A 21,201-nucleotide genomic window follows, 5' to 3' on the forward strand; every position below is an offset into this window, starting at 1 on the left:
TTACTCCTCGTCCAGGATCGCGGGCACGCGAAACTTGTCGCCGTCGCGTGCGGGGGCACCCGAGAGTGCCTGCTCGACCGTCAACGATGGCACGACGACGTCTTCCCGGAAGACGTTGGTCAGCGGCATCGGGTGACTCGTCGCCGGCACGTCAGGTGTGGCGACAGCCGTGACCTGTGCGACTGAGTCGACGATCTGGCCGAGATCAATGGTGAGACCAATGATCTCTTCGGGACTGAGGTCGATCCGGGCGAGGTGTGCCAGGTGGGCCACCTGCTCGGCCGTGATTTCAGACATGAAACTCCGTACGGTTCGTCGAGTGAATCCTTCAATTCTATTCGGAGCGGCCGGTCACCAGATTCGCATTGTTTGTGCCGACGAGCGCCATGTTGTGCAGCGACTCGCTTCCGACGGTGAAATAGGCGTTGTGACCGATCGAACCGTTCAGCCACCGGCCGCTTACCGCATCGCGTGATCCCGAGACGCCGAGCCGATTCGCTCCGAACGCGGCAGAGCCGGGATCGCTTCCGAAGAACGCGCTATTGGCTGCCGGATCCCAGTCGGCCTCCCCGACAAAGACGGTGCGCGCCGGGACAGCGAGTTCCTCGACGGATTGGGCGGGGCTCCCGGGCGAGCCGACGAGAATGAGCGAATCAGCCCGTACCGCCCCGCTGGCCAACGCGACGAGTGCCACAGTCGAGCCGTAGGAATGACCGATCACGTTGAGGTACGGCTGGTGGGCACCGCGGGCGACGCTCAGACCCTGCCATGCTCGCTCGAGGAGAATGGCACCGTTTTCGGCACGCTCAAGCCCGCCGACGGTGAAGAGATCCGGCGTCTGATATCCGATCCAGGCGATTACCGAGACGGTGGGGAGCCGGTCGGTCTGGAATCGGGTTGCACGCAACACCGATCTTTCTTCCTCGTACACGTCCTCGGCGGTGGCCGCCCAGTTGACGAGTTGATCCCGAACTCCGTAATTCAAACCCGGCACGAGATAGGTCACGAAGTCGGCGGTGTCGGGATTGCCGATCGCGATCGCCGCCCGCCCGCCGTCGGCGGGATCGAGTTGCACCAGGTATCGCGTAGCCCCACCCACCCGGGGCGTGACTGCCGCGTTGACCTGCGCGAGCAGGGCACTTTCGGACTCCAGCTCGCTTTCTTCACCTGCCGTCGTCGCTGAGCGCAACCTCTTCTTCAGCTGGGCCACGGCGTCCGAGAGCTCCCGACGATTGGCCTCGTTCCGGGTCTGAAATGGTATGCCGTCGAGGTTTCCGACGACTCGAGGAGCAGCGTGAGTGAGGGCTGCGCGCTGATCGGCCCCCAAATCCTGCCACCATCGACCCACGGCGGGCGCCGCGGGCGGGGCGGCGAGCAGCGCATCCACGTTCGCGAGCTGCGACGACATGAACCGCTTCAGCTCTGCACTGCTCTGCGCGGCCATCGCGGTGAGGGTTTCGATTCCGGATGCCGCGGCACGAGACGTACCGACACCAGACCCACGAACGGGCCGTAAAGCGACGGGAAGAACCGTCGCCGAACCGGCAGGCGTGGCAGGCACCGCGACAGACGTCGACGGCGCGATTTCAGGCGCAACATGAACAGCTGCCACTTCGGGCGTCCCCCCGAAAGCCAGCGAGACTGCCAATACCGCTGCCAGATTGAACAGCAAACTCGAGCCGGTCCCCTCGTACTCGAAGGGCACACCGTTGGCCCCACGCCGGATAGGCACCCGGTGCCTTAACCCTACTCAGCGCAGTCCGGCCCGCGAAGACGCTGTCTCCCCCCTTTCTGGGGTGATTATGGCGCGTCGTTACGGTGCCACGGCGAGCGGGGGCAAGCCCTCAGGGCCAGCGGTGAGAAGGATGCGGAAACCATCCGCGTCAAGTACTCGGATGCCCAGCTGTTCAGCCTTGGCCAGCTTGGAGCCGGCCCCGGGCCCGGCAGCGACGAAGTCGGTGTTCTTCGACACACTCGACGCCGATTTGCCTCCGGCCGCAATGATCGCCTCCTGTGCGCCCTCTCGCGTGAATCCGTCAAGAGATCCGGTCGCGACGACGGTGAGACCCGCAAGCACTCCGCCGGCGGCCGCAGCAGCCCCCGGCCCCGGGTGGCCCGGTGTTGCGAATTGCACGCCGGCCTGCGCCCACCGCATGAGGATGTGCTGGTGCCAGTCAACCTCGAACCAGGCAATCACAGCATCGGCGATGATTCCACCCACACCGTCGACCTCGGCTAGTTCTTCCCGGGACGCGGCCCGAATGGCGTCGAGTGAGCCGAAGTGGCCGGCCAGAGCTCGAGCGGCAACCGGGCCGACGTGGCGAATGCTGAGGGCCACCAGAATACGCCAGAGCGGGGCGGTCTTCGCCTTATCGAGGTTGGCGATGAGCTTGATCGCGTTCGTTGACGGAACGAAGAACTCATCCCCGGTGAACTCGGCGGCAGCGGGGTCGAATTCACCGTCTTCTTTGGGTTTGCGGGCTCGCTTGAACGGAGTGTCGGTGCGCTCGCTGCCATCGTCATTGGTCTTGGCCATGCCGGTCTCGGAGTCACGCACCACGACCTTGATCGGAAAGATGTCTTCGACGCGCAGGTCGAACAACCCCGCTTCGGTGTGCAGTGGAGGTTCGGCCGGTTCGAGCGGCTGGGTGAGGGCCGCGGCCGATACCTCTCCGAGCGCCTCGACATCGAGGGCGCCGCGGGAACCCGCATGCTCGACGCGCCCGCGCACCTGCGCCGGGCAGTCCTTCGCGTTCGGGCAGCGCAGATCGATATCGCCCTCTTTCATTGCACGCAAGCGCGTGCCACATTCGGGGCAGTACTCAGGCATGACGAACTCACGTTCGGTGCCGTCACGCAGTTCGACGACCGGCCCGAGAATCTCGGGAATGACATCGCCCGCCTTCCGCAGAACGATGGTGTCGCCGATCAGCACTCCCTTGGCCTTGACCACATCTTGATTGTGCAGAGTGGCCTGACGCACGACGCTGCCGGCGACCCGAACCGGCTCCATCACGGCGTAGGGGGTCGCACGTCCGGTGCGACCGACTCCGACGCGTATGTCGAGCAGCGTGGTGTTGACCTGCTCGGGCGGGTATTTGTAGGCGATCGCCCACCGCGGCGCTCGACTTGTCGCCCCCAGCTCGGCGTGTAAGGCCAATTCATCGATCTTGATCACGATGCCGTCGATCTCGTGCTCGACACTGCCGCGGTGTTCACCGAAGTAGCGGATGAACTCGACGGCTTCACCGGCGGCCCCTGCACCCGGGTCGGTGACCCGGTAGTGGCTACTGGTGGGCAGACCCCACGTGGCAACAAGTTGATAGACGTCAGATTGGGTTTCGACGGGCGGATTCTCCCACGCGCCGATGCCGTGTACGAGCATGCGCAGTCGTGAGAGACGCGCGTGCATGAGACGCAGCTGGTCGGCATTCTTACCCTCGGCCTTCTGACGCAGTGACCCGCTCGCTGCGTTGCGCGGATTGGCGAAGAGCCGTTCACCGGCGGCCTCCTGCTCGGCGTTCAACTCTTGGAAGGCCGCGACGGGGAAAAAGACCTCGCCGCGCACCTCGACGAGCGACGGATGCCCGCTGCCGGACAGGCGCCGAGGAATGCCGGGGACCAGGTCGATGTTCTCAGTCACATCTTCGCCGACGACGCCGTCACCGCGGGTCGCAGCCGAGACGAGAACACCACTTTCGTAGCGCAGGTTGATGGCAAGGCCGTCGATCTTCAGTTCGCAGAGATAGCGTACGGGCCGGCCGGCATCTTTCTCGACCTTGGCCGACCAGGCCACAAACTCGTCGGTGCTGAACACGTTGTCGAGGCTGAGCATGCGCTCAGCGTGCGTGACCGGGTCGAACAGACTCTGCGCTCGTCCGCCCACGGTCTGGGTCGGACTGTCCTGGCTCGCGAGCTCGGGAAAGGCGCTCTCAATCGCCTCCAGTCGGTGAATCAGCGTGTCGTAGTCCTCGTCGGAAGCGACGGCCGCGTCTTTTTCGTAATAGGCCTCGCGCAGTTCGAGAATGCGGACCGTCAACGTTTCAGCTTCGCCGCGGGCTTGGTCGAGGTCGTCGGGGATAGTCGTCTCTGCCACTCCCCCAGTTTAGAGATCAGGACCGACACCGAAACGCCGGGCACGCGGCGATTAGCCGTCGGCCGCAACCACGACGATGTTCTGCGTGGCGGCCGGGTTGCCCGGCGCGTCCAGCGTGAGAATTCGTCTCGATGTATCCCAGTGTGCAATCGTGGCCCCGTCGACCGCGGCACCGTGTGGGAACCCCACTGCAGGAAGGTAAAGCTCTGTCGGGGCGGCGGCTGCGGCATCCGGCGTGAAGCTGAATTCGAGTCGATCCGGCGCGCTCGAGAGCGTCTGGAGAGTCCCGGCGACCGCCCTCAGGTAGGGCCTGTCGATCGCGGCGACGAGGTTGCGGGCGGTGACGCCGTCGGTGTCGTACGGCCCCCACAAGCCGTTATCACGTGACCAATAGGCCACACCGGCGTGGATGCCATCCATCTGCGCGTAGACCGTGTCCACATAATCGAGGGCGCCCGGCAGCGTCGTGTCGAGACCGAATTCACCGAGAATGATCGGAACGTTCCCGAGCCGTGCAGCCGTGCGTTTCGTGTTGCCGATCCACGAGGCGATGGTCGCGTCGACCATGTCGCGAGAACCGCCCGAGTAGCCGCCGCCGAGATCCATCGCGAGCGGGTAGAGGTGCGGGCAGAACGCCACCCTCGCCTCGCCCGGGCGCGAGTCGGTCACGACGCCCAGACCGCTCGGCAGACCCCAGTTCACACCCATCGCCTGCGGCTCCAGACACGCCCAGCTGTCGGGATCGACGGTGCGGATGGCGTCGAGGCTCTGCTGGTACAGGTTCGTCAGCGGGCCGGCCTCGAAAGCGGGCCCCTGCAGCGTGCCGCCAAACGGCTCGTTCATCAGGTCGTAGGCGATGACCGTCGGATTGGAGGCAAACTGTGTCGCGACCGCTTTCCATGCGTTGACGTAGTGGTCCATCAACTCGGGGTGGGTGCCCGTGGTGTTCCAGAAGTTGTCGAACGCCCGGATCACCCCCGCATCGAGGTAATAGAGCTCCCACATATCGTGTTGGCCGATCGGAAGACCGTCGGTGTACGTCGCCCAGCCCGGTGCACCATTTCCGATCCCCATGCCGGGCACGATCTCGGTTCCCCACAGGTCCTGGTGCATGTCGAGCATGACGTGATAGCCCTGCTTGGCGAACCAGTCGACGCGGGTTTCAACCTCGGCGAGGTAGGCCTGATCGTAGATTCCAGGCTGCGGCTCCACAGCGCGCCAGGAGATCAGGAACCGCACGAAATTCGTGCCCATGTCGGCATTTTCACGGGCCAGGTCCGCCTCGGTAAAGCGTGGCAGGCCGTCGACAGACGACTTAGCACTCCCGGCGGTTGAGAATCCGTGCAGTCCGAGGGCTCGTCCGCTCGTATCAGTGATCGCCGAACGCTCCGCAACCGGCATCAGCTGTCGCACGAATGCACTCTCACCTCCGGCGACAACCAGGGCAGCCAGAGCAACCAGGGAGAAGACCCGAGCACGATTCATGTTGGATCCATTCGACGGTGACGGAAACGACTGACCCTAGTATGGCCGTATGCACACGCGAATCTTCGCGCGGTGGATCAGTGTCGACCACCGCCCCGGGCTGACGGCCCTCATCATTCTTTTTCTCACGTCAGCGTTGTTCGGCGCCTGGAGCATCATGGGCTCCTGGGCGACCCACGCGTCGGTGCTTCTCGTGCCGGGTGCCATCGGCGTTCCCTTCGGCATTCCACCGGTTCGCCTCAGCCCACTCGGCGGCACCACCGCGGGCTTCTTTCTTGTCGACCTGATCGCAGCGGCCGCGATGCTTGTCGTCGCGGCGATGCGTCTCGAGAATTCTGTCCGCAGACATCCGAACGGCGGTGCGGCCCGTGCATTCTGGGCGGCCTGGGGTGCGAGTGTCTGCGGCGTCATCGTCGGCAACCTGATCCGCGCGATCTACACCACGTTCGTCGTCGATGCCAACCTCATCGGCTATCTCGGCATTCTCGTCGGCGCCGTGCTGTTCGCTGCGATCTGGGGTGGCGCCGTCGGCATTCTGCCGGGCATCGTGGCCGCCCTCGTGCGCCTCGCCAGCCGTCCCCGTGCGACGGATCCGGCCCCTCTCGTCGGGCCGGAGCCGCTCATCGGGCCGGAGCCGCTCATCGGGCCGGAGCCCCACCGAGGTGTGGCTACGCCCTGACTGCCGCCTGAGACTCGGCAACCAGGTCGACGGGGACCGCAGAGACCGTGCGGTCGATCGTGCACTGGCCCAGCACCCGCGTGCCGACGTAGACCACGGCGGTCTGTCCGGGTGCGACGCCGTTCAGAGGCTCGTTCGGAATGATCTTGAGTTCAACCGCACCGTCGGGGACACCGTCAGCGTCCGCGAGGGGAACCACCTGTGCGACAGCGGGAACCGGGTCGGCGTGGGCGCGAATCTGCACCTCACAGTCGAACGCCAGATCGGGATGTGCGGGCGGGAGTCCCGCCCAGGTGAACTTCGAGCCGGCGATCTCCGCGATGTCGAGGGCCGCACGGGGTCCGACGACGACCTCGTTGGTCTTGGGGCGAATCTCAAGCACGAAGCGCGGCTTGCCGTCGTTGGTCGGAAATCCGACGCTGATCCCCTTGCGCTGACCGACCGTGAAGGCGAGGGCTCCGTCGTGCGTGCCGATCACCGCGCCTGTCCGGTCGAGCACGGCGCCCGGTTCGGCGCCGACCTTGTCGGCGAGCCAGCCACGGGTGTTGCCGTCGGGAATGAAACAGATGTCGTGGGAGTCGGGTTTATTCGCGACGGAGAAGCCGCGCTCAGCGGCTTCGGCACGCACTTCGGCCTTCGATGGGGTCGCCCCGAGCGGGAACATCGAGTGCGCCAACTGCTCGGCGGTGAGCACGCCCAGCACGTAGGACTGGTCTTTCGCCCAGGCCGCCGCGCGGTGCAGCTCCGTGTTGCCGTCGGCATCCGTGACGATGTTCGCGTAGTGGCCGGTCGCAACGGCGTCGAATCCGAGCGCGAGCGCCTTCTCGAGCAGCGCGGCGAACTTGATGCGTTCGTTGCAGCGCATACACGGGTTCGGGGTGCGCCCGGCCGTGTATTCGGCGATGAAGTCGTCAACGACGTCGAGCTTGAAACGTTCGGAGAAGTCCCAGACGTAGTACGGGATCCCGATGATATTGGCGGCGCGCTGGGCATCCATCGAGTCTTCAATGGTGCAACAGCCACGGGCGCCGGTGCGGAGCGTTCCCGGCATTCGGCTGAGGGCCAGATGCACCCCCACGACCTCATGCCCCGCCTCGACTGCGCGGGCAGCGGCGACGGCGGAGTCGACACCGCCACTCATTGCTGCTAAAACCTTCACCGGATAAGTGTACGCGGCACTGGCTGAGTGTCGCTCGGCCGCCGAAACTAAAGCGTCGGAGTGCGGTCGGCGAACCCGGCGAGCGACGCCTGTGCATACGCCGCCGGCAGTGCTGCGATCAACGCGTCGATGTCATCGGCAGTGGTCGTGCGTCCGAGCGTCACCCGCAACGCCCCCCGAGCCTCCACCTCGCTCCGACCCATCGCGCGTAAGACGTGTGAGGGCTCGGCGATGCCGGCCTGGCAGGCCGACCCTGTCGAGACCGATACCCCGGCGACGTCGAGTAGGAACAGCAACGAATCGCCCTCACAGCCGCCGAAGGTGAAGTGGGCTGTACCGGCGAGCCGGCCGGCGGCATCCGGGTCGCCGTTCACGACGACCGCGGGCACCGCACCCTGCACGCCCGCAACCAGCCGGTCACGCAAGGCGCCCAGACGCAGAGTCTCTGAGCGGATCTGCGCGGTTGCCGCCGTGGCGGCCACGGCGAAGGAGACGGCCGCCGCGACGTCCTGTGTGCCACTGCGCACCTGACGCTGCTGCCCACCACCGTGGATCAATGGTTCGACCTTCGCGGTGCGGGCCAGAACGAGGGCACCGATGCCCACTGGACCACCGATCTTGTGGGCCGAAATGCTGAGGGCAGACACACCCACCGCGGCGAGCGCCGCAAAGTCGATCGGTTGGTGCCCATAGGCCGACACGGCGTCGATATGAACGGGGATACCGTGGGCTGCGGCGAGTGCCGCCACGTCTGCCACGGGCTGCACGGTTCCGACCTCGTTGTTCGCGGCGAGCAGGGTGACGAGCGCGACGTCGTCGGGGTTGCGGGCAATTGCGCGCTCGAGTGCCGCCACGTCGATCCGGCCGAGTGCATCCAGCGGGATCCACTCGACGAGGGCGTTCTCGTGACTGACCAACCAATCAATGGTGTCGATAGTGGCGTGGTGTTCTCCCCCGGGAGCGAGGATGCGGCGGCGCGGCGAGCGCGCCCAGTACAGTCCCTTGATTCCCAGGTTCACCGATTCGGTTCCCCCGCCGGTGAAGACCACCTCAATGGGGTCGCAGCGGACGCTCGCGGCCACCTGCTCGCGAGCCTCCTCGAGCATCCGTTTCGCATTCTGTCCGTGACTGTGGATCGAAGCAGGGTTGCCGACCAGGGTCATCGCCTGCGCATAGGCATCAATCGCAGCGGGGAGCATCGGTGTCGTCGCCGCATGGTCCAGGTAAACGGTCATTTCACACACCTCACACTCATTACTCTAGAACGCATGAGTGCCTCTGATGATCTGCACGACCTCGGAGTGCGGCTCACCCCGAGTGGTGGTGAGCTGCGGGTATGGTCCGAGCAGGCGGATGCCATGGAGCTCTGCCTCTTCGACGACACCGACCCGAATTGGATCGTCACGACTCTTCCCCTGGCGCGGGACAGTCACAATGTGTGGTCGGCGACGACGCCTCTGCTGGTGCCGGGGCGTCGCTACGGCATTCGAGTGTCGGGTCCGTCGGGCACGAACAACGCCTTTCAGCCTGAACTGACGCTCATCGAGCCCTATTCGCGGGGCGTGGTGCGGGTCGGAACCGGCCGCTACCACTCGGTCGTCGTCGACACCGCATTCGACTGGGGGTCTTCGACGAAGCCACAGATTCCGCATGGTCGCGCCGTGCTCTATGAGGCGCACGTGCGCGGGCTCACCAAGCAGAACCGAGCCATCCCCGCCGAACTGCGCGGCACCTACGCCGGACTCGCCCACCCCGAGACGATCGCCTACCTCACCGATCTCGGTGTCACCTCGGTTGAGTTGCTTCCGGTACATGCCTTTCTGCCCGAGCAGCGCCTGATCAAACAGGGACTCATCAACTATTGGGGCTACAACACCGCGAACTTCTTCAGCCCTCACCCGGAGTACGCAACCTCATCGGCGCAGGCAGCGGGGCCCGGGGCCGTGCTTACCGAATTCAAAACAATGGTCAGGCTGCTGCATGAGGCCGGCCTCGAGGTCATCCTCGACGTGGTCTATAACCACACCGCTGAGGAAGGCCTGGGTGGGCCGGTGACGAGCCTGCGCGGCATTGACAATGCCGCCTATTACCGGCACGACGCCTCCGGCGCCTCCCTCGATGTGACCGGATGCGGCAACACCGTCAACTATTCACACGAGGTTCCGCAGCGTCTGGTGCTCGACTCCCTGCGCTACTGGGCCGACGAGGTGCAGATTGACGGGTTCCGGTTCGACCTGGCCGTCACGCTCGGCCGGGACGCCGATCTGAACTTTCAGCCCGACCATCCCCTCCTCACCGCCATCCGCGACGACTCCCGGCTCTCCGGCGTGAAGATCATCGCCGAGCCGTGGGATCTGGGTCCCGGCGGCTGGCAGACCGGGCATTTCGCCACCGGATGGACGGAGTGGAACGATCGTTACCGCGATCGGATGCGGGATTTCTGGCTCGGCGACATCGCGCAGGCCCGACAGAGCGGGTCGGCCGGCAGCGGGATCGGCCGATTCGCAACCCGCCTGGCCGGGTCGGCGAATACGTTTGCCGCCGAGCGTGGACCGCTTGCCTCCCTCAATTTCATCACGGCCCACGACGGATTCACGCTGGCCGATCTGACTGCATACAACGTGAAGCACAATCTGGGTAACGGCGAAGCCAACCGGGACGGCACCGACACCAATAACTCCTTCAATCACGGCGTCGAAGGCCCCAGCTCAGATCCGGTCATCCTCGCGGCCCGGCGCAAGGCGATGCGCAACCTACTCGGTACCCTGCTGCTCTCGGCCGGTGTGCCGATGATCACGGCCGGCGACGAGTTCGGGCGCAGTCAACGCGGCAACAACAATGCCTACTGCCAGGACAGCGAATTGACCTGGCTCAACTGGGAGTTCGAGCCCTGGCAGCACGACCTGTACGGCGTCACGCGCCGCCTGCTGCAGGTGCGGCGCGAGAACCCGGCGCTTCGTCCCGAGCACTACGCCCGCCTCGGCGAGCATGTGCCGGGCTCAAGCCAGATGGACTGGTACGACACCGGCGGCGGTTCCATGTCGGAATCCGATTGGAACTCCCCCGAGCAACGCACGCTGCAGTACATCACTGCCTCAACCCCGACGCAGAATGAGCGAAACCGGGTACTGCTGGTCGTGCATGCCCTTGAGCAGGACACCGTCGTGACACTGGCCGAGCATCCAGAGGTCAGTGCGTACACCCTGCTCTGGGATTCCAACCTCGATGCCGTTCCCGATCCGGCTGCTGCCGTCACCCCTCTGGGCCCCGGGTCCCGGGTTGTCGTCGCCGGAACCTCGATGCAGTTGTACCGTGCAGACTAGAGGCGTGGTGAAGAAGACGACCGGCGGCACCGGCACGCCCGCAACCCTCGCTTTGACGCAGGCCGGGATCGCCTTTCTGCCGCACCTCTATGAGCATGACCCTGCCGCGCCCAATTTCGGGCTCGAGGCTGCGGAGAAGCTCGGTCTCGAACCGGACCGCGTCTTCAAGACGCTGCTCGCCGATGCGGACGGTGTGCTGGTGGTCGCCATTGTGCCGGTCACAGGCCTGCTCGATCTGAAGGCTCTCGCGGCAGCAGTCGGCGCCAAGAAGGCGACAATGGCCGACCCCCGACTCGCCGAGCGCAAGACCGGCTACGTGGTGGGCGGCATCAGCCCGATCGGTCAGAAAACCGCGTTGACGACGGTGATCGACGAGTCTGCCGAACTCTTCGACACCGTGTTCGTTTCGGGTGGCCGCCGCGGTTTCGACATCGAGCTTGCCCCCGCAGCGCTTGCCCGGGCGACCGGCGGAACCTTCGTCGCACTCGCCCGCGGCTAACGGGTCAGCACGCGAGGCGGCTCAGCCGGCGACAGCGACGAGCCCCATTTCGGCTGCGCTGTGCAGCAGGGGATGCCTCGGCACCACCCGCACGGTGTAGCCGAAGCCTCCCGAGTGGTTCAGCGTGACCGTGCCGACGAACAGGCGCGCACCATCGGTGCCGTTCCCCTCGGCAGCCGGGGCGGCATCCGCAGCCACGTCTGGAGCAGCATCGGGGTCGGTCCCCGTTGCCGGTGTCAACGTCTGAACGTGCACGTCGCTCAGTTCGTCGTCTCGGTGGCTCGTTCCGTACACCACCTGAACGTTCACGTCGTCCGGCGACAGCCCGCCCAGGTGCACGTGAGCCCGCAGATGAAGCTCATCACCCACCTCGGGAACCTCGGCCACACCACCCGATTCGACATGCGCCACCGAGACGCCGGGCCAGGCTTCGACCACCGCGTGTTTCCAGGCGGCGAGCTCCCGCGCGGCTCGGTAGTTGTCGGCCGACAGCCGAGCCTCGGCCCGTCCGGCCGGGCGGTACATCTTCTCGACGTAATCCTTCACCATCCGGTCGGCGGAGACCTCGGGTGAGAGCCCGGCGAGGGAGTGCCGGATCGAGTCGACCCACCGCACGGGAATGCCCGTCTCGGACCGGTCGTAGAACGAGGGCGCAACCTGATGCTCGATCAAATCGTAGAGCGCTTCGGCTTCGAACCTGTCTCGTTCGGCAGCATCGCCGCCGGCATTCGCCGAGGGAATGGCCCAGCCGTTCTGTCCGTCATAGTATTCAGGCCACCAGCCGTCGAGAATCGACAGGTTGAGCGCGCCGTTCAGCGCCGCCTTCATGCCCGACGTGCCACAGGCCTCGAACGGCCGCAGCGGGTTGTTCAACCAGACGTCGGTGCCCGGGTACATCAACTGGGCCATCGCGATGTTGTAGTCGGGGAGGAACGCGATCCGTTGTCTCAACTTCGGGTCGTCTGCGAACTGCACGATCTGCTGAATCAGACGCTTGCCCTCGTCATCGGCCGGATGCGACTTCCCCGCGATCACGATCTGGATCGGATGCTCGGGGTGGGTGAGGAGGGCGCGCAGCCGATTCGGATCATGCAGCATGAGAGTGAGGCGTTTGTAGCTCGGCACCCGGCGAGCAAAGCCGATGGTGAGCACGGTGGGGTCGAAGACGTCGCCGATCCAGCCGGGAACGGTACCGCCGGGGTGCTGCTGGCGCCAGCTGTCGGCCAGCCGAAGCCGGGCATCCGTCACAAATTGGTGACGCAGTGCGGTGCGCACGGCCCACAGTTCGTCATCGCTCACCCGCGACGACGCCCAGTCCGCGTTCGCCGTGTCGCTCGTGCCGAGCCGAGTCTCGGCGAGGGCCAGCAGCGCCGGGTCGGTCCAGGTGGGGGCATGCACGCCGTTGGTGATCGAGTCGATCGGGATCTCGGATTCGTCGAATCCGGGCCAGAGAGCTGCGAACAGGCGTCGGCTCACTTCGCCGTGCAGCTTCGACACCCCATTGGCGTGTTGGCCGAGACGCAGGCCCATCACCGCCATGTTGAACACGTCAGCCGCCCCGTCGGCCTCGGCGCCGAGCGCCAGCACGTCATCGACGTTCACGGCCGGCAGAAGATCGGAGCTGAAGTAGCGCCGAACCAGATCGAGTTCAAATCTGTCGATGCCCGCCGCCACCGGCGTGTGTGTGGTGAAAACGGTACCGGCCCGGGCCACCTGCAGAGCCTCGCCAAAGTCAAGGCCCTCACCCATCAGGCTCGAGATGCGTTCGAGGCCGAGAAAGCCGGCATGGCCCTCGTTGGTGTGAAAGACATCCGGCTCGGGATGCCCGGTGAGCGCGGTCCATCGCTTGACCGCGCGGGCTCCCCCGATGCCCAGCAGCAGCTCCTGCAGCAGCCGATGCTCACCGCCGCCACCATAGAGACGGTCGGTGACCTGACGCAGGTCATCGTCGTTTTCCGGGATGTCGGTGTCGAGAAGCAGCAGGGTGATGCGGCCGACGGCGGCCTTCCAGATGCGTGCGTGCAAAGTACGGCCGTCGGGAAGGGCCAGCGCGACGGGCATCGCCGAGCCGTCGGGGCGCCTGACCACCGACAAGGGCAGCCCGTCGGGATCCAGCAGCGGGTAGCTTTCGAGTTGCCAGCCGTCGGCCGCGATCGCCTGACTGAAGTAGCCGGCGCGGTAGAACAATCCGACACCGATCAGCGGAACTCCGAGGTCGGAGGCGCTCTTCAGATGGTCCCCGGCCAGAATTCCGAGGCCGCCGGAGTACTGCGGCAGCGCTGCGGCGATACCGAATTCGGGTGAGAAGTAGGCGATAGCCGCCGGTTTGTCGCCGTCCAGCCCCTGATACCACCGCGGCTTCTCGAGATACTCGCGCAGGTCGTCGCGCATCGCATTGACGCCCGCGACGTAGTCGACGTCGGACGCCAGCTCGATGAGTCGCGCCGGAGCGACGGCTCCGAGCAGCGCAGTCGGGTCGTGACCCACCTCGCGCCACAGCTCGGGCTCAATGTGATCGAAGAGCACGCGGGTGGGCTCATGCCAGGACCAGCGCAGGTTGCCGGCCAACTCGTCGAGTGCGGCCAGCGCAGGGGGAAGAACAGCACGGACGGTAAATTTGCGGATCGCCTTCACGGCTCAACCCTAGGGGCGCACTGTGACGAATGGATACAGCGCAGAGCCTGATTTGAGTGTATTTCACGCTACGGTCAAGGTGTGACCCCGAGAGCAGAGAAGCAGTCAGCAGGCCCCGGCATCGGACGCATTCCGATCCTCGATTTGTCCCCGCAGCTGAACGACAATCGCTGGCCGGCGAAGGCGTTTGTCGGCGAGGTGGTGCCGTTTCGAGCCACGGCGTTTCGCGAAGGGCACGATCTGATCGGCGTCACCCTGCTGCTCATCTCCCCCAACGAAACCGAGACCTCCCATCCGATGCGGCTCGTCGCACCGGGCACCGACCGCTACGAGGCACTCGTTCAGGTCACCGCGCAGGGCTGCTGGCGGTATCGGGTACGCGCCTATTCCGACGATTTCGCGACCTGGGTCCACACGGCGCGAATCAAGATTCCGGCCGACCTCGACGTCGAGCTGACGTTCGCACTCGGGGCCGAGCTGGCCCGGCGCGCGGCCGCCGAGCCGGCCCGTTCAGCCGCCGACAAGCGCCGATTCACCGCGGCCGCCCGCACCTTCCTCGACACCGCCGTTCCGGCCGCCGAGCGCCTGGCTCTGGTCGACGACCCAGCGCTGCAGGCGGCACTCGCCGTGCATCCCCTTACCTCACTCGCGAGCGAATCCGAATCCCGCCGGGTCGTTGTGGAGCGCACCCGGGCCGGGGTCGGCTCCTGGTACGAGTTCTTCCCCCGCTCGGAGGGTGCGCGCAAGGCTCCCGACGGATCCTGGACCAGTGGTACGTTCCGCACCGCCGCGCCGCGCTTGGCCGACGTGGCGGCAATGGGCTTCGACGTGGTCTATCTGCCGCCCATCCATCCGATCGGCCATGCCTTCCGGAAAGGACCCAACAACACGTTGACGGCCGGCCCGTTCGATCCAGGTTCGCCCTGGGCCATCGGCTCGTCTGCGGGCGGGCACGATGCGGTACACCCCGATCTGGGCACCCTCGACGACTTCAGATTCTTCGTCGCCCAGGCCGCGGCATCCGGAATCGACATTGCCCTCGACTTCGCGCTGCAAGCCTCACCGGATCACCCGTGGGTGTACGAGCACCCCGAGTGGTTCACGACGCTGCCCGACGGCAGCATCGCATACGCCGAGAATCCGCCCAAGAAGTACCAAGACATCTATCCGATCAATTTCGACAACGATCCCGTCGGCATCCGTGCCGAAGCGCTGCGTGTGCTGCGGCACTGGATTGGCACGGGGGTGAGCATCTTCCGGGTCGACAACCCGCACACGAAGCCCCTCGACTTCTGGGAATGGCTCATTGCGACGGTGAATGCCGAGTTCCCAGATGTCGTCTTCCTCGCCGAGGCCTTCACCCGTCCGGCCCTGTTGCAGGCCCTCGCCCAGGTGGGCTTCCAGCAGTCGTACACCTATTTCACCTGGCGCAACACAAAGGCGGAGCTCGAGGAGTTCTTCGACTCTCTCGCCCACGAGACGGCCGACTACCTGCGCCCCAACCTGTTTGTGAACACGCCGGACATTCTCACGGAGTACCTGCAGTTCGGCGGTCCCGCTGCGTTCAAAATCCGCGCGGCACTCGCCGCGACGGCGGCCCCCAGCTGGGGCGTCTACGCCGGCTTTGAGCTGTTCGAGAGCGTTGCCCGGGCGGGGGCCGAAGAGAACATCGATAGCGAAAAGTACGAGTATCGACCACGCAGTTTCGCGCGGGCCGAGGCGGCAGGCACTTCCCTGGCCCCGTTCCTCACCCTGCTGAACCGTATCCGTGCCGAGCATCCGGCACTGCGACAACTCCGCAATCTGCACATTCACGACAGCGACGACAGTGGCATCCTCGTCTACAGCAAGTTCCTGGATGCCCGGTTCACGGGCACCGGGCAGCACGACGCCGTCATCGTTGTGGCGAACGTCGACCCTCATTCGGTGCGACAGAGCGTGGTGCACCTCGACGTGAGCCGATTCGGCATCGCGCCGGGTGAGGCGTACGACGTGCACGACCTCATCACCGGGTCGATCTGGACCTGGTCGGGCGACAATTATGTGCGCCTCGATGCCTTCACCGAACCCGTGCACATCCTGCACGTTCTCCCCTCACGACACGGAGTGCGCCCATGACACCCGCCCGGCACGCCGAAGGCGTCCCCGTTCCTGAGATCCCCGCTGAGGTTCTCGCCCGCATCGCCGACGGCGCCTCGGCCGACCCCCACGCCGTGCTCGGTGCCCACCCGTTCGGCGCGACGGAGGTTACCGACCCGCTCACCGTCATCCGTGCCCTCCGCCCCCTCGCCACCGAGGTCACCGCGGTTCTGGCGACCGGCGCCCGCGTCGAGCTGGCCCACCTCGGCTTCGGCATCTGGCAGGGTGTGTCGATCGTGGGGCCCCAGGACTACGTGATTGACACCCGATATGCGGATGCCCCACCGTGGATCACCGACGACCCCTACCGCTACCAGCCCACGCTCGGCGAACTCGACCTGCACCTGATCAGCGAAGGCCGACACGAACGCCTGTGGGAGGTGCTGGGCGCGCACTATCGTGACCACGGCGGCGTGCGTGGCACGACCACCGGCACGGCGTTCGCGGTGTGGGCGCCACACGCCCAGGCGGTGCGGGTGATCGGCGATTTCAATGCCTGGAACGGCATTGCTCATGGCCTGCGCAACCTGGCCGGCACGGGCGTCTGGGAGATCTTCGTGCCGGCACTGGAGCCGGGTTCTGCGTACAAGTTTGAGATACTCGGCGCGGCCGGCGAATGGGTCACCAAAGCGGACCCGATGGCTCGGTACACGGAGCTGCCGCCGAAGACCGCTTCGGTGATCGGACAGACCAACTATGAGTGGGCGGATGCCGCCTGGCTGCACCGCCGTGCGGCCACCGACCCGCACGACGCACCACTCAGCATCTACGAGATGCACGTGGGATCGTGGCGACCCGGGCTGGGCTACCGAGAGCTCGCCGATGAACTGATCGAATATCTGCACGAGCTCGCATTCACGCACGTCGAGTTCATGCCGCTCGCGGAGCATCCGTATGGGCCCTCGTGGGGTTACCAGGTGACCGGCTATTACGCCCCGACGAGCAGATTCGGCCATCCCGACGACCTGCGCTACCTGATTGACAGGCTGCATCAAGCCGACATCGGCGTGATTATGGACTGGGTACCGGGCCATTTCCCGAAAGACGACTTCGCACTGGCCCGTTTTGACGGCCAGGCCCTCTATGAGCATCCTGACCCCCGACGCGGAGAACAGCTGGATTGGGGCACCTACGTCTTCGACTTCGGGCGACCGCAGGTGCGCAATTTCTTGGTCGCCAACGCCCTCTACTGGCTCGAGGAGTTTCACATCGACGGGTTGCGTGTCGATGCCGTCGCATCGATGCTCTACCTCGACTATTCGCGCGAAGACGGCCAGTGGGCGCCGAACGTTCACGGTGGGCGCGAGAATCTCGAGGCGATCGCGCTCCTCCAAGAAGTCACGGCCACCGCCTATAAGCGCAACCCGGGTACTCTCATCATCGCCGAAGAATCCACCAGCTGGCCCGGCGTGACTGCGCCGACTTTCGCCGGCGGATTGGGCTTCGGGCTCAAGTGGAACATGGGCTGGATGCACGACTCGCTGCGCTACATGCAGGTCGATCCGGTGTATCGCGCGTATCACCACAACGACATCACCTTCTCGTTCGCGTATGCGTTCAGTGAGAATTTTCTGTTGCCGATCAGCCATGACGAGGTCGTCCACGGCAAGGGTTCCCTGGTGTCAAAGATGCCCGGCGACTCGTGGCAGCAGCTCGCTAATGTGCGCGCGTACCTGTCGTTCATGTGGGCGCATCCGGGTAAACAATTGCTGTTCATGGGCCAGGAGTTCGGCCAGCGCTCCGAGTGGAGTGAGCAACGCGGCCTCGACTGGTGGATGCTCGACCAGCCCGACCACCGAGGTCTCTTCGCACTTGTCGGCGCGTTGAACCGAACCTATCGGGCGACACCGAGCCTGTGGGCGCTCGACAATGATTCGGCCGGATTCGAGTGGTTGGACGGTGGGGCGGCAGCCGAGAACGTCGTCTCGTTCCTGCGTTGGGACTCAGACGGCAACCCCATCGCCTGCCTGTTCAACTTCTCAGGCGCTCCGCACGTCGACTATCGAATCGGGCTGCCCGCCGCCGGCATCTGGGATGAATTACTGAACACGGATGCCCATGAGTTCGGCGGTTCCGGCGTCGGCAACCTCGGACAGGCGCATGCTGTGGCCGAGCCTTGGGCGGGCCGACCGGCCTCTGTCTCGCTCACGCTGCCGCCGCTGGCCGGCCTCTGGTTGAAGCTGAGGCACTGAAACGACGGCTGCCGAAACGGACAGGACGACCTGAAAGTGGTGTGGAGTTAGTAGAGCAGTCCAGCCAAGCGTGCACGAGCCGGGGCCACCCGAGGGTCTTCCACCCCGACGACCTCGAAGAGTTCGAGAAGTCGCGCCCGCACCAGGTTCTTACCCGCCGCATCGAGCGTCGGAAACAACCTCAGCAGCCGGTCGAACGCGTCCGCGATATGTCCGCCCGACAGGTCGAGGTCGGCCACCAACAGCTGTGCATCGACATCGTCGGGGGCCGCGGCGGCCCGGCTCCGAATCTGTTCGATGGTCTGACCCTGCAGCCGGTGCAGCAGGCTCACCTGCGCCAGGCCGGCGACGGCCATGGTGTCGCGAGGATCGCTGGCCAGGGCTGACTTGTATGCGGCAATAGCTGCCGGGTAGTCCGCCCGCTCGATGGCGTCATAGGCAGCCTGATGCAGCGGCGGCAATTCCGGTTCGACGGGCTCGGCCGCCGCGGAATCGGTTGCTGAATCTGTCGATTCCGCGACACCAGTGACCCCGTTTTGCGCGGCGAGGTCGAGCAGTCGAGCGACGACATCGCGAATCTCGGCTTCAGGGATGGCACCGGAGAAGAGCTGAACCGGCTGACCGCTGAGCACAGCGGCAACAGTCGGCACCGATTGCGCGGCAAACGCCTGTGCCAGCTGAGGGTTGGCATCGACATCGACTGTGGTGAGCACGAAACGCCCGCCGAACTCGGTGGCGAGTTTCGCCAGTACGGGGGTGAGCGTCGTGCTCGGCTCTGACCACGCGGCCCACAGTCCGACGATCACCGGAACGCTCATCGAAAGCTCAAGCAGCTCACCGAAGTTGGCGTCGGTGCCCTCGAGTACGAGGCTCGGAACCGGCACGACGGCGCCGGCTGCACCGGCACCGGTTGCCCCAGGATCGCCCGCCACGCGGGGTGCCGAGGCGGCTCCGGGTGCCGGTCGGTTCACGAGTGACGAGAGATCGACAGCGCCACGGAGATTGACGCCGGAGGGAGGAACAGAGGTCATGGGAGCTCCACAGAAGCAATCAGTCCTTGGGCGAAACCAAGGAGAACAATTTTTTCGCCCGAGCCAGCGGCCGGAACATGGAAGAGAAGCTGGTCGGAATAGGTGCTTTGAAGACCCTTGGCGGATGACGCCACACCCGACAGCGCCGCACTGGCCGAATCGGGATTCGAACTCACAGTTGCGCCGGCGTCGACAGGTCTCACGGTCGCGATCTCGTTGAGGTTCACGGCGACGATTCCTCCCGAGTCGTTCGTCGCCAGGGCGAGCGGCTGCCCGGAACCGGGAGCCACCGAATACTCAATCGCGGCGGTCGACGGAAGCTCGGCAGCGGTCTGATCCTTAGAGGCCTGAACCTGAGCACGGAAGGTGTCACCCTTCACCTCAAACAGGTCGGAGTACTCACTCGCCTCCCCCTTCTGCAGGACATCCCCATAAGCCGCGGCGATCTTGTCTGGCGGCAACACCAGAAGTTTGACGTCAGGCTTGATGATCGGGGCACCGATCGCGGCCGGGGCCACGTCGGGCACGGGGGCAGCCGGGACCAGCTGAATGGCGTACTCGACGAGATAGTTGGCGCGCGGCGACTGCTGCGTCAAGACGAGTGCCGTCGGAGCTTCCTTGGGGTTTGTTCCTTCGACCACCGTCATCACCATGCGCGGCCATCCTGGCGACTGCTGGGGAAGGGTGAGCGCAAAAGTGGAGTCAGGGATCGCCTGTACCGGGGCCACGTCTGCCTTCACGGCACGGATCTTATAGTTGATCAAGCGTTGTTCCAGCGCGGGCCCGGTGAACCGAGTCGCGATCGCGTCGGAGCTCAGTGACGTGTCCGCCTCGGTGGCAACAGCGGCGATGCGGTGAACGATCTGCTCCAGCTGCGGCACTGTCACGGCCGGGAGCGGGATATCAGCGGCCGCGTCGGGAGCTGCTGTCGCGTCCAACGTGGGTGAGGCCGTCGGCGTGACCGCGCCGGACGAGCTGGGCCAGAAATCCGGTGAGCACCCCGTGAGTACCAGGCCCGAAACAAGCAGCACGGGCACGATCGCGATCATTGATCGACGCGGACCGGTGATCTCACTCGCCTTGATGGCTTTCGGCCGCGGCGCGCGCGGAAGCTTCGGCATTCGGGGACCTCGCGGAAGGTTGCGACGGGGCCCTTGCGAACGACGCAGGTGCAGAAGAGCCCACAGATAGAGTGCGAGCCCGATCAGGGCCAGAACGGCACCCCCGACGATCAAGGGTCCAGCCCACGGGGTGGCGTTATTGGTGGGCCATTCGACGCTCACCCGAGTCGGGGCCGGCTTCGTTCCGTCCGATGCGACGATCACCGAAATTCCCGCCGGCACGTTGATCGTTCGTGTCAGGTGCTGCTGCGCGCTGAATTCCTCGAGCCAGAGGTCAGAGCCAGCAGGATTCGTCGGAAGCGCGGCAGTGGCGTCCGGCGTCCCGATGGCGGGCGGAGAGGAGGGCGACGGAGTCGACGGTGACGACGTTGACGACGGCGTCTCAGGTGCCGGCGCCGTGTGGATCTTTGCCTTCAGCGCTGTGCCGTCCTTCTTCAGCGACACGTCGGAATAGGTCGATCCATCAACCCAGGCACGCACGTCTTCGCTGCGCCCATAGGCCATGAACACGGGTGAACCGCCACTGATCGTGAGGGTTTGCGGCCCTGCATGCGCGGCCAGTGCCGACGCGTCGATAACGGCGTAGGGAGCACCGTCGGGAATGCTCGCGCTCAGGCTGGTTGAGGCCGGCTCGAGGAACACCGTTCGCTGGGCGAAGCCGAGCACGATCATCACGACCGATAAGACGAGTGCCACGATGGCAAAAACAAAACGCACGAATACCTTCCTGTGTTGCCATTGCAGTGACGCGATGATGTACGCGCAACCCCTTTTCGAGCCTGAAAGACAACAGACACAGAAACGCAACGATACTGGGTCACCCTGAGTGCCGCCTAATAGTAG

General features: G+C 65.4%; 14 protein-coding genes. 5 read left to right on the forward strand and 9 right to left on the reverse strand.

Annotated elements, in window-relative coordinates:
• The 4 genes from gatC to HNR05_RS05945 all read right to left on the reverse strand — a co-directional run bounded on the left by gatC (position 1) and on the right by HNR05_RS05945 (position 5,581).
• A complete protein-coding gene (gene gatC / locus HNR05_RS05930) occupies positions 1–297 on the reverse strand; it encodes an Asp-tRNA(Asn)/Glu-tRNA(Gln) amidotransferase subunit GatC (protein ID WP_179578184.1) in 297 nt (98 codons plus the stop codon).
• A gap of 37 nt (positions 298–334) precedes the next feature.
• Positions 335–1,612, reverse strand: a complete 1,278-nt coding sequence (locus tag HNR05_RS05935; RefSeq protein ID WP_179578185.1) for an alpha/beta hydrolase — start codon at positions 1,610–1,612, stop codon at positions 335–337.
• Positions 1,613–1,813: 201 nt separating this feature from the next.
• Positions 1,814–4,096: an NAD-dependent DNA ligase LigA gene (gene ligA / locus HNR05_RS05940; RefSeq protein ID WP_343062479.1), complete on the reverse strand. Its 2,283-nt coding sequence runs from the start codon at positions 4,094–4,096 to the stop codon at positions 1,814–1,816.
• A gap of 51 nt (positions 4,097–4,147) precedes the next feature.
• The gene (locus tag HNR05_RS05945) at positions 4,148–5,581 is read right to left on the reverse strand and encodes a cellulase family glycosylhydrolase (protein WP_179578186.1); all 1,434 of its coding nucleotides are present in this window, start codon (positions 5,579–5,581) and stop codon (positions 4,148–4,150) included.
• A 49-nt stretch (positions 5,582–5,630) separates the two neighbouring features.
• Here HNR05_RS05945 and HNR05_RS05950 point away from each other — a divergent pair, with 49 nt between their 5' ends.
• Complete coding sequence (locus HNR05_RS05950) at positions 5,631–6,260, forward strand: hypothetical protein (protein WP_179578187.1); 630 nt, start codon at positions 5,631–5,633, stop codon at positions 6,258–6,260.
• Here the strand turns inward: HNR05_RS05950 and mnmA are convergent.
• Together mnmA and HNR05_RS05960 are read right to left on the reverse strand one after the other, a co-directional pair.
• Complete coding sequence (gene mnmA / locus HNR05_RS05955; RefSeq protein ID WP_179578188.1) at positions 6,250–7,419, reverse strand: tRNA 2-thiouridine(34) synthase MnmA; 1,170 nt, start codon at positions 7,417–7,419, stop codon at positions 6,250–6,252. The two genes, HNR05_RS05950 and mnmA, sit on opposite strands and share 11 nt — an antisense overlap.
• A gap of 47 nt (positions 7,420–7,466) precedes the next feature.
• Positions 7,467–8,654 carry a cysteine desulfurase family protein gene (locus HNR05_RS05960; protein WP_179578189.1) on the reverse strand — a complete coding sequence of 396 codons (1,188 nt, stop codon included), beginning with the start codon at positions 8,652–8,654 and terminating at the stop codon, positions 7,467–7,469.
• A 33-nt stretch (positions 8,655–8,687) separates the two neighbouring features.
• Between HNR05_RS05960 and glgX the strand changes: the two genes are divergently transcribed.
• Both glgX and ybaK read left to right on the forward strand, forming a co-directional pair.
• Positions 8,688–10,742 carry a glycogen debranching protein GlgX gene (gene glgX, locus HNR05_RS05965; RefSeq protein WP_179578190.1) on the forward strand — a complete coding sequence of 685 codons (2,055 nt, stop codon included), beginning with the start codon at positions 8,688–8,690 and terminating at the stop codon, positions 10,740–10,742.
• Between the two features lie 4 nt (positions 10,743–10,746).
• Positions 10,747–11,241 carry a Cys-tRNA(Pro) deacylase gene (gene ybaK, locus HNR05_RS05970; protein ID WP_343062480.1) on the forward strand — a complete coding sequence of 165 codons (495 nt, stop codon included), beginning with the start codon at positions 10,747–10,749 and terminating at the stop codon, positions 11,239–11,241.
• Positions 11,242–11,262: 21 nt separating this feature from the next.
• Here the strand turns inward: ybaK and glgP are convergent, their stop codons facing one another.
• Complete coding sequence (gene glgP / locus HNR05_RS05975; protein ID WP_179578192.1) at positions 11,263–13,875, reverse strand: alpha-glucan family phosphorylase; 2,613 nt, start codon at positions 13,873–13,875, stop codon at positions 11,263–11,265.
• 81 nt (positions 13,876–13,956) lie between these two features.
• Here glgP and HNR05_RS05980 point away from each other — a divergent pair, with 81 nt between their 5' ends.
• Together HNR05_RS05980 and glgB are read left to right on the forward strand one after the other, a co-directional pair.
• A complete protein-coding gene (locus tag HNR05_RS05980; RefSeq protein WP_343062481.1) occupies positions 13,957–15,993 on the forward strand; it encodes an alpha-1,4-glucan--maltose-1-phosphate maltosyltransferase in 2,037 nt (678 codons plus the stop codon).
• Entirely contained in the window at positions 15,990–18,206 is a 2,217-nt protein-coding gene (glgB, locus tag HNR05_RS05985) for a 1,4-alpha-glucan branching protein GlgB (protein WP_179578193.1), read from the forward strand. Before HNR05_RS05980 ends, glgB begins: the two co-directional genes overlap by 4 nt.
• A gap of 47 nt (positions 18,207–18,253) precedes the next feature.
• Here glgB and HNR05_RS05990 read toward each other — a convergent pair whose 3' ends face one another.
• Together HNR05_RS05990 and HNR05_RS05995 are read right to left on the reverse strand one after the other, a co-directional pair.
• Positions 18,254–19,237, reverse strand: coding sequence for a tetratricopeptide repeat protein (locus tag HNR05_RS05990; protein WP_179578194.1), 984 nt, complete (start codon positions 19,235–19,237; stop codon positions 18,254–18,256).
• On the reverse strand, positions 19,234–21,075 hold the full coding sequence (locus tag HNR05_RS05995) for a DUF8094 domain-containing protein (protein WP_179578195.1): 1,842 nt from the start codon (positions 21,073–21,075) through the stop codon (positions 19,234–19,236). The genes HNR05_RS05990 and HNR05_RS05995 overlap by 4 nt, the downstream gene beginning before the upstream one ends.
• Positions 21,076–21,201 lie beyond the last annotated feature (126 nt).

Origin of the sequence: Leifsonia psychrotolerans (genome assembly GCF_013410665.1) — a bacterium.
Lineage (GTDB): Bacteria > Actinomycetota > Actinomycetes > Actinomycetales > Microbacteriaceae > Cryobacterium > Cryobacterium psychrotolerans_A.

Bases quoted from the DNA above. Each gene is read 5' to 3' on its own strand.
- glgX (WP_179578190.1), top strand. From the start codon at position 8,688: ATGAGTGCCTCTGATGATCTGCACGACCTCGGAGTGCGGCTCACCCCG.
- HNR05_RS05960 (WP_179578189.1), bottom strand. From the start codon at position 8,654: ATGACCGTTTACCTGGACCATGCGGCGACGACACCGATGCTCCCCGCT.
- HNR05_RS05950 (WP_179578187.1), top strand. From the start codon at position 5,631: ATGCACACGCGAATCTTCGCGCGGTGGATCAGTGTCGACCACCGCCCC.
- gatC (WP_179578184.1), bottom strand. From the start codon at position 297: ATGTCTGAAATCACGGCCGAGCAGGTGGCCCACCTGGCACACCTCGCC.
- HNR05_RS05945 (WP_179578186.1), bottom strand. From the start codon at position 5,581: ATGAATCGTGCTCGGGTCTTCTCCCTGGTTGCTCTGGCTGCCCTGGTT.
- glgB (WP_179578193.1), top strand. From the start codon at position 15,990: ATGACACCCGCCCGGCACGCCGAAGGCGTCCCCGTTCCTGAGATCCCC.
- HNR05_RS05990 (WP_179578194.1), bottom strand. From the start codon at position 19,237: ATGACCTCTGTTCCTCCCTCCGGCGTCAATCTCCGTGGCGCTGTCGAT.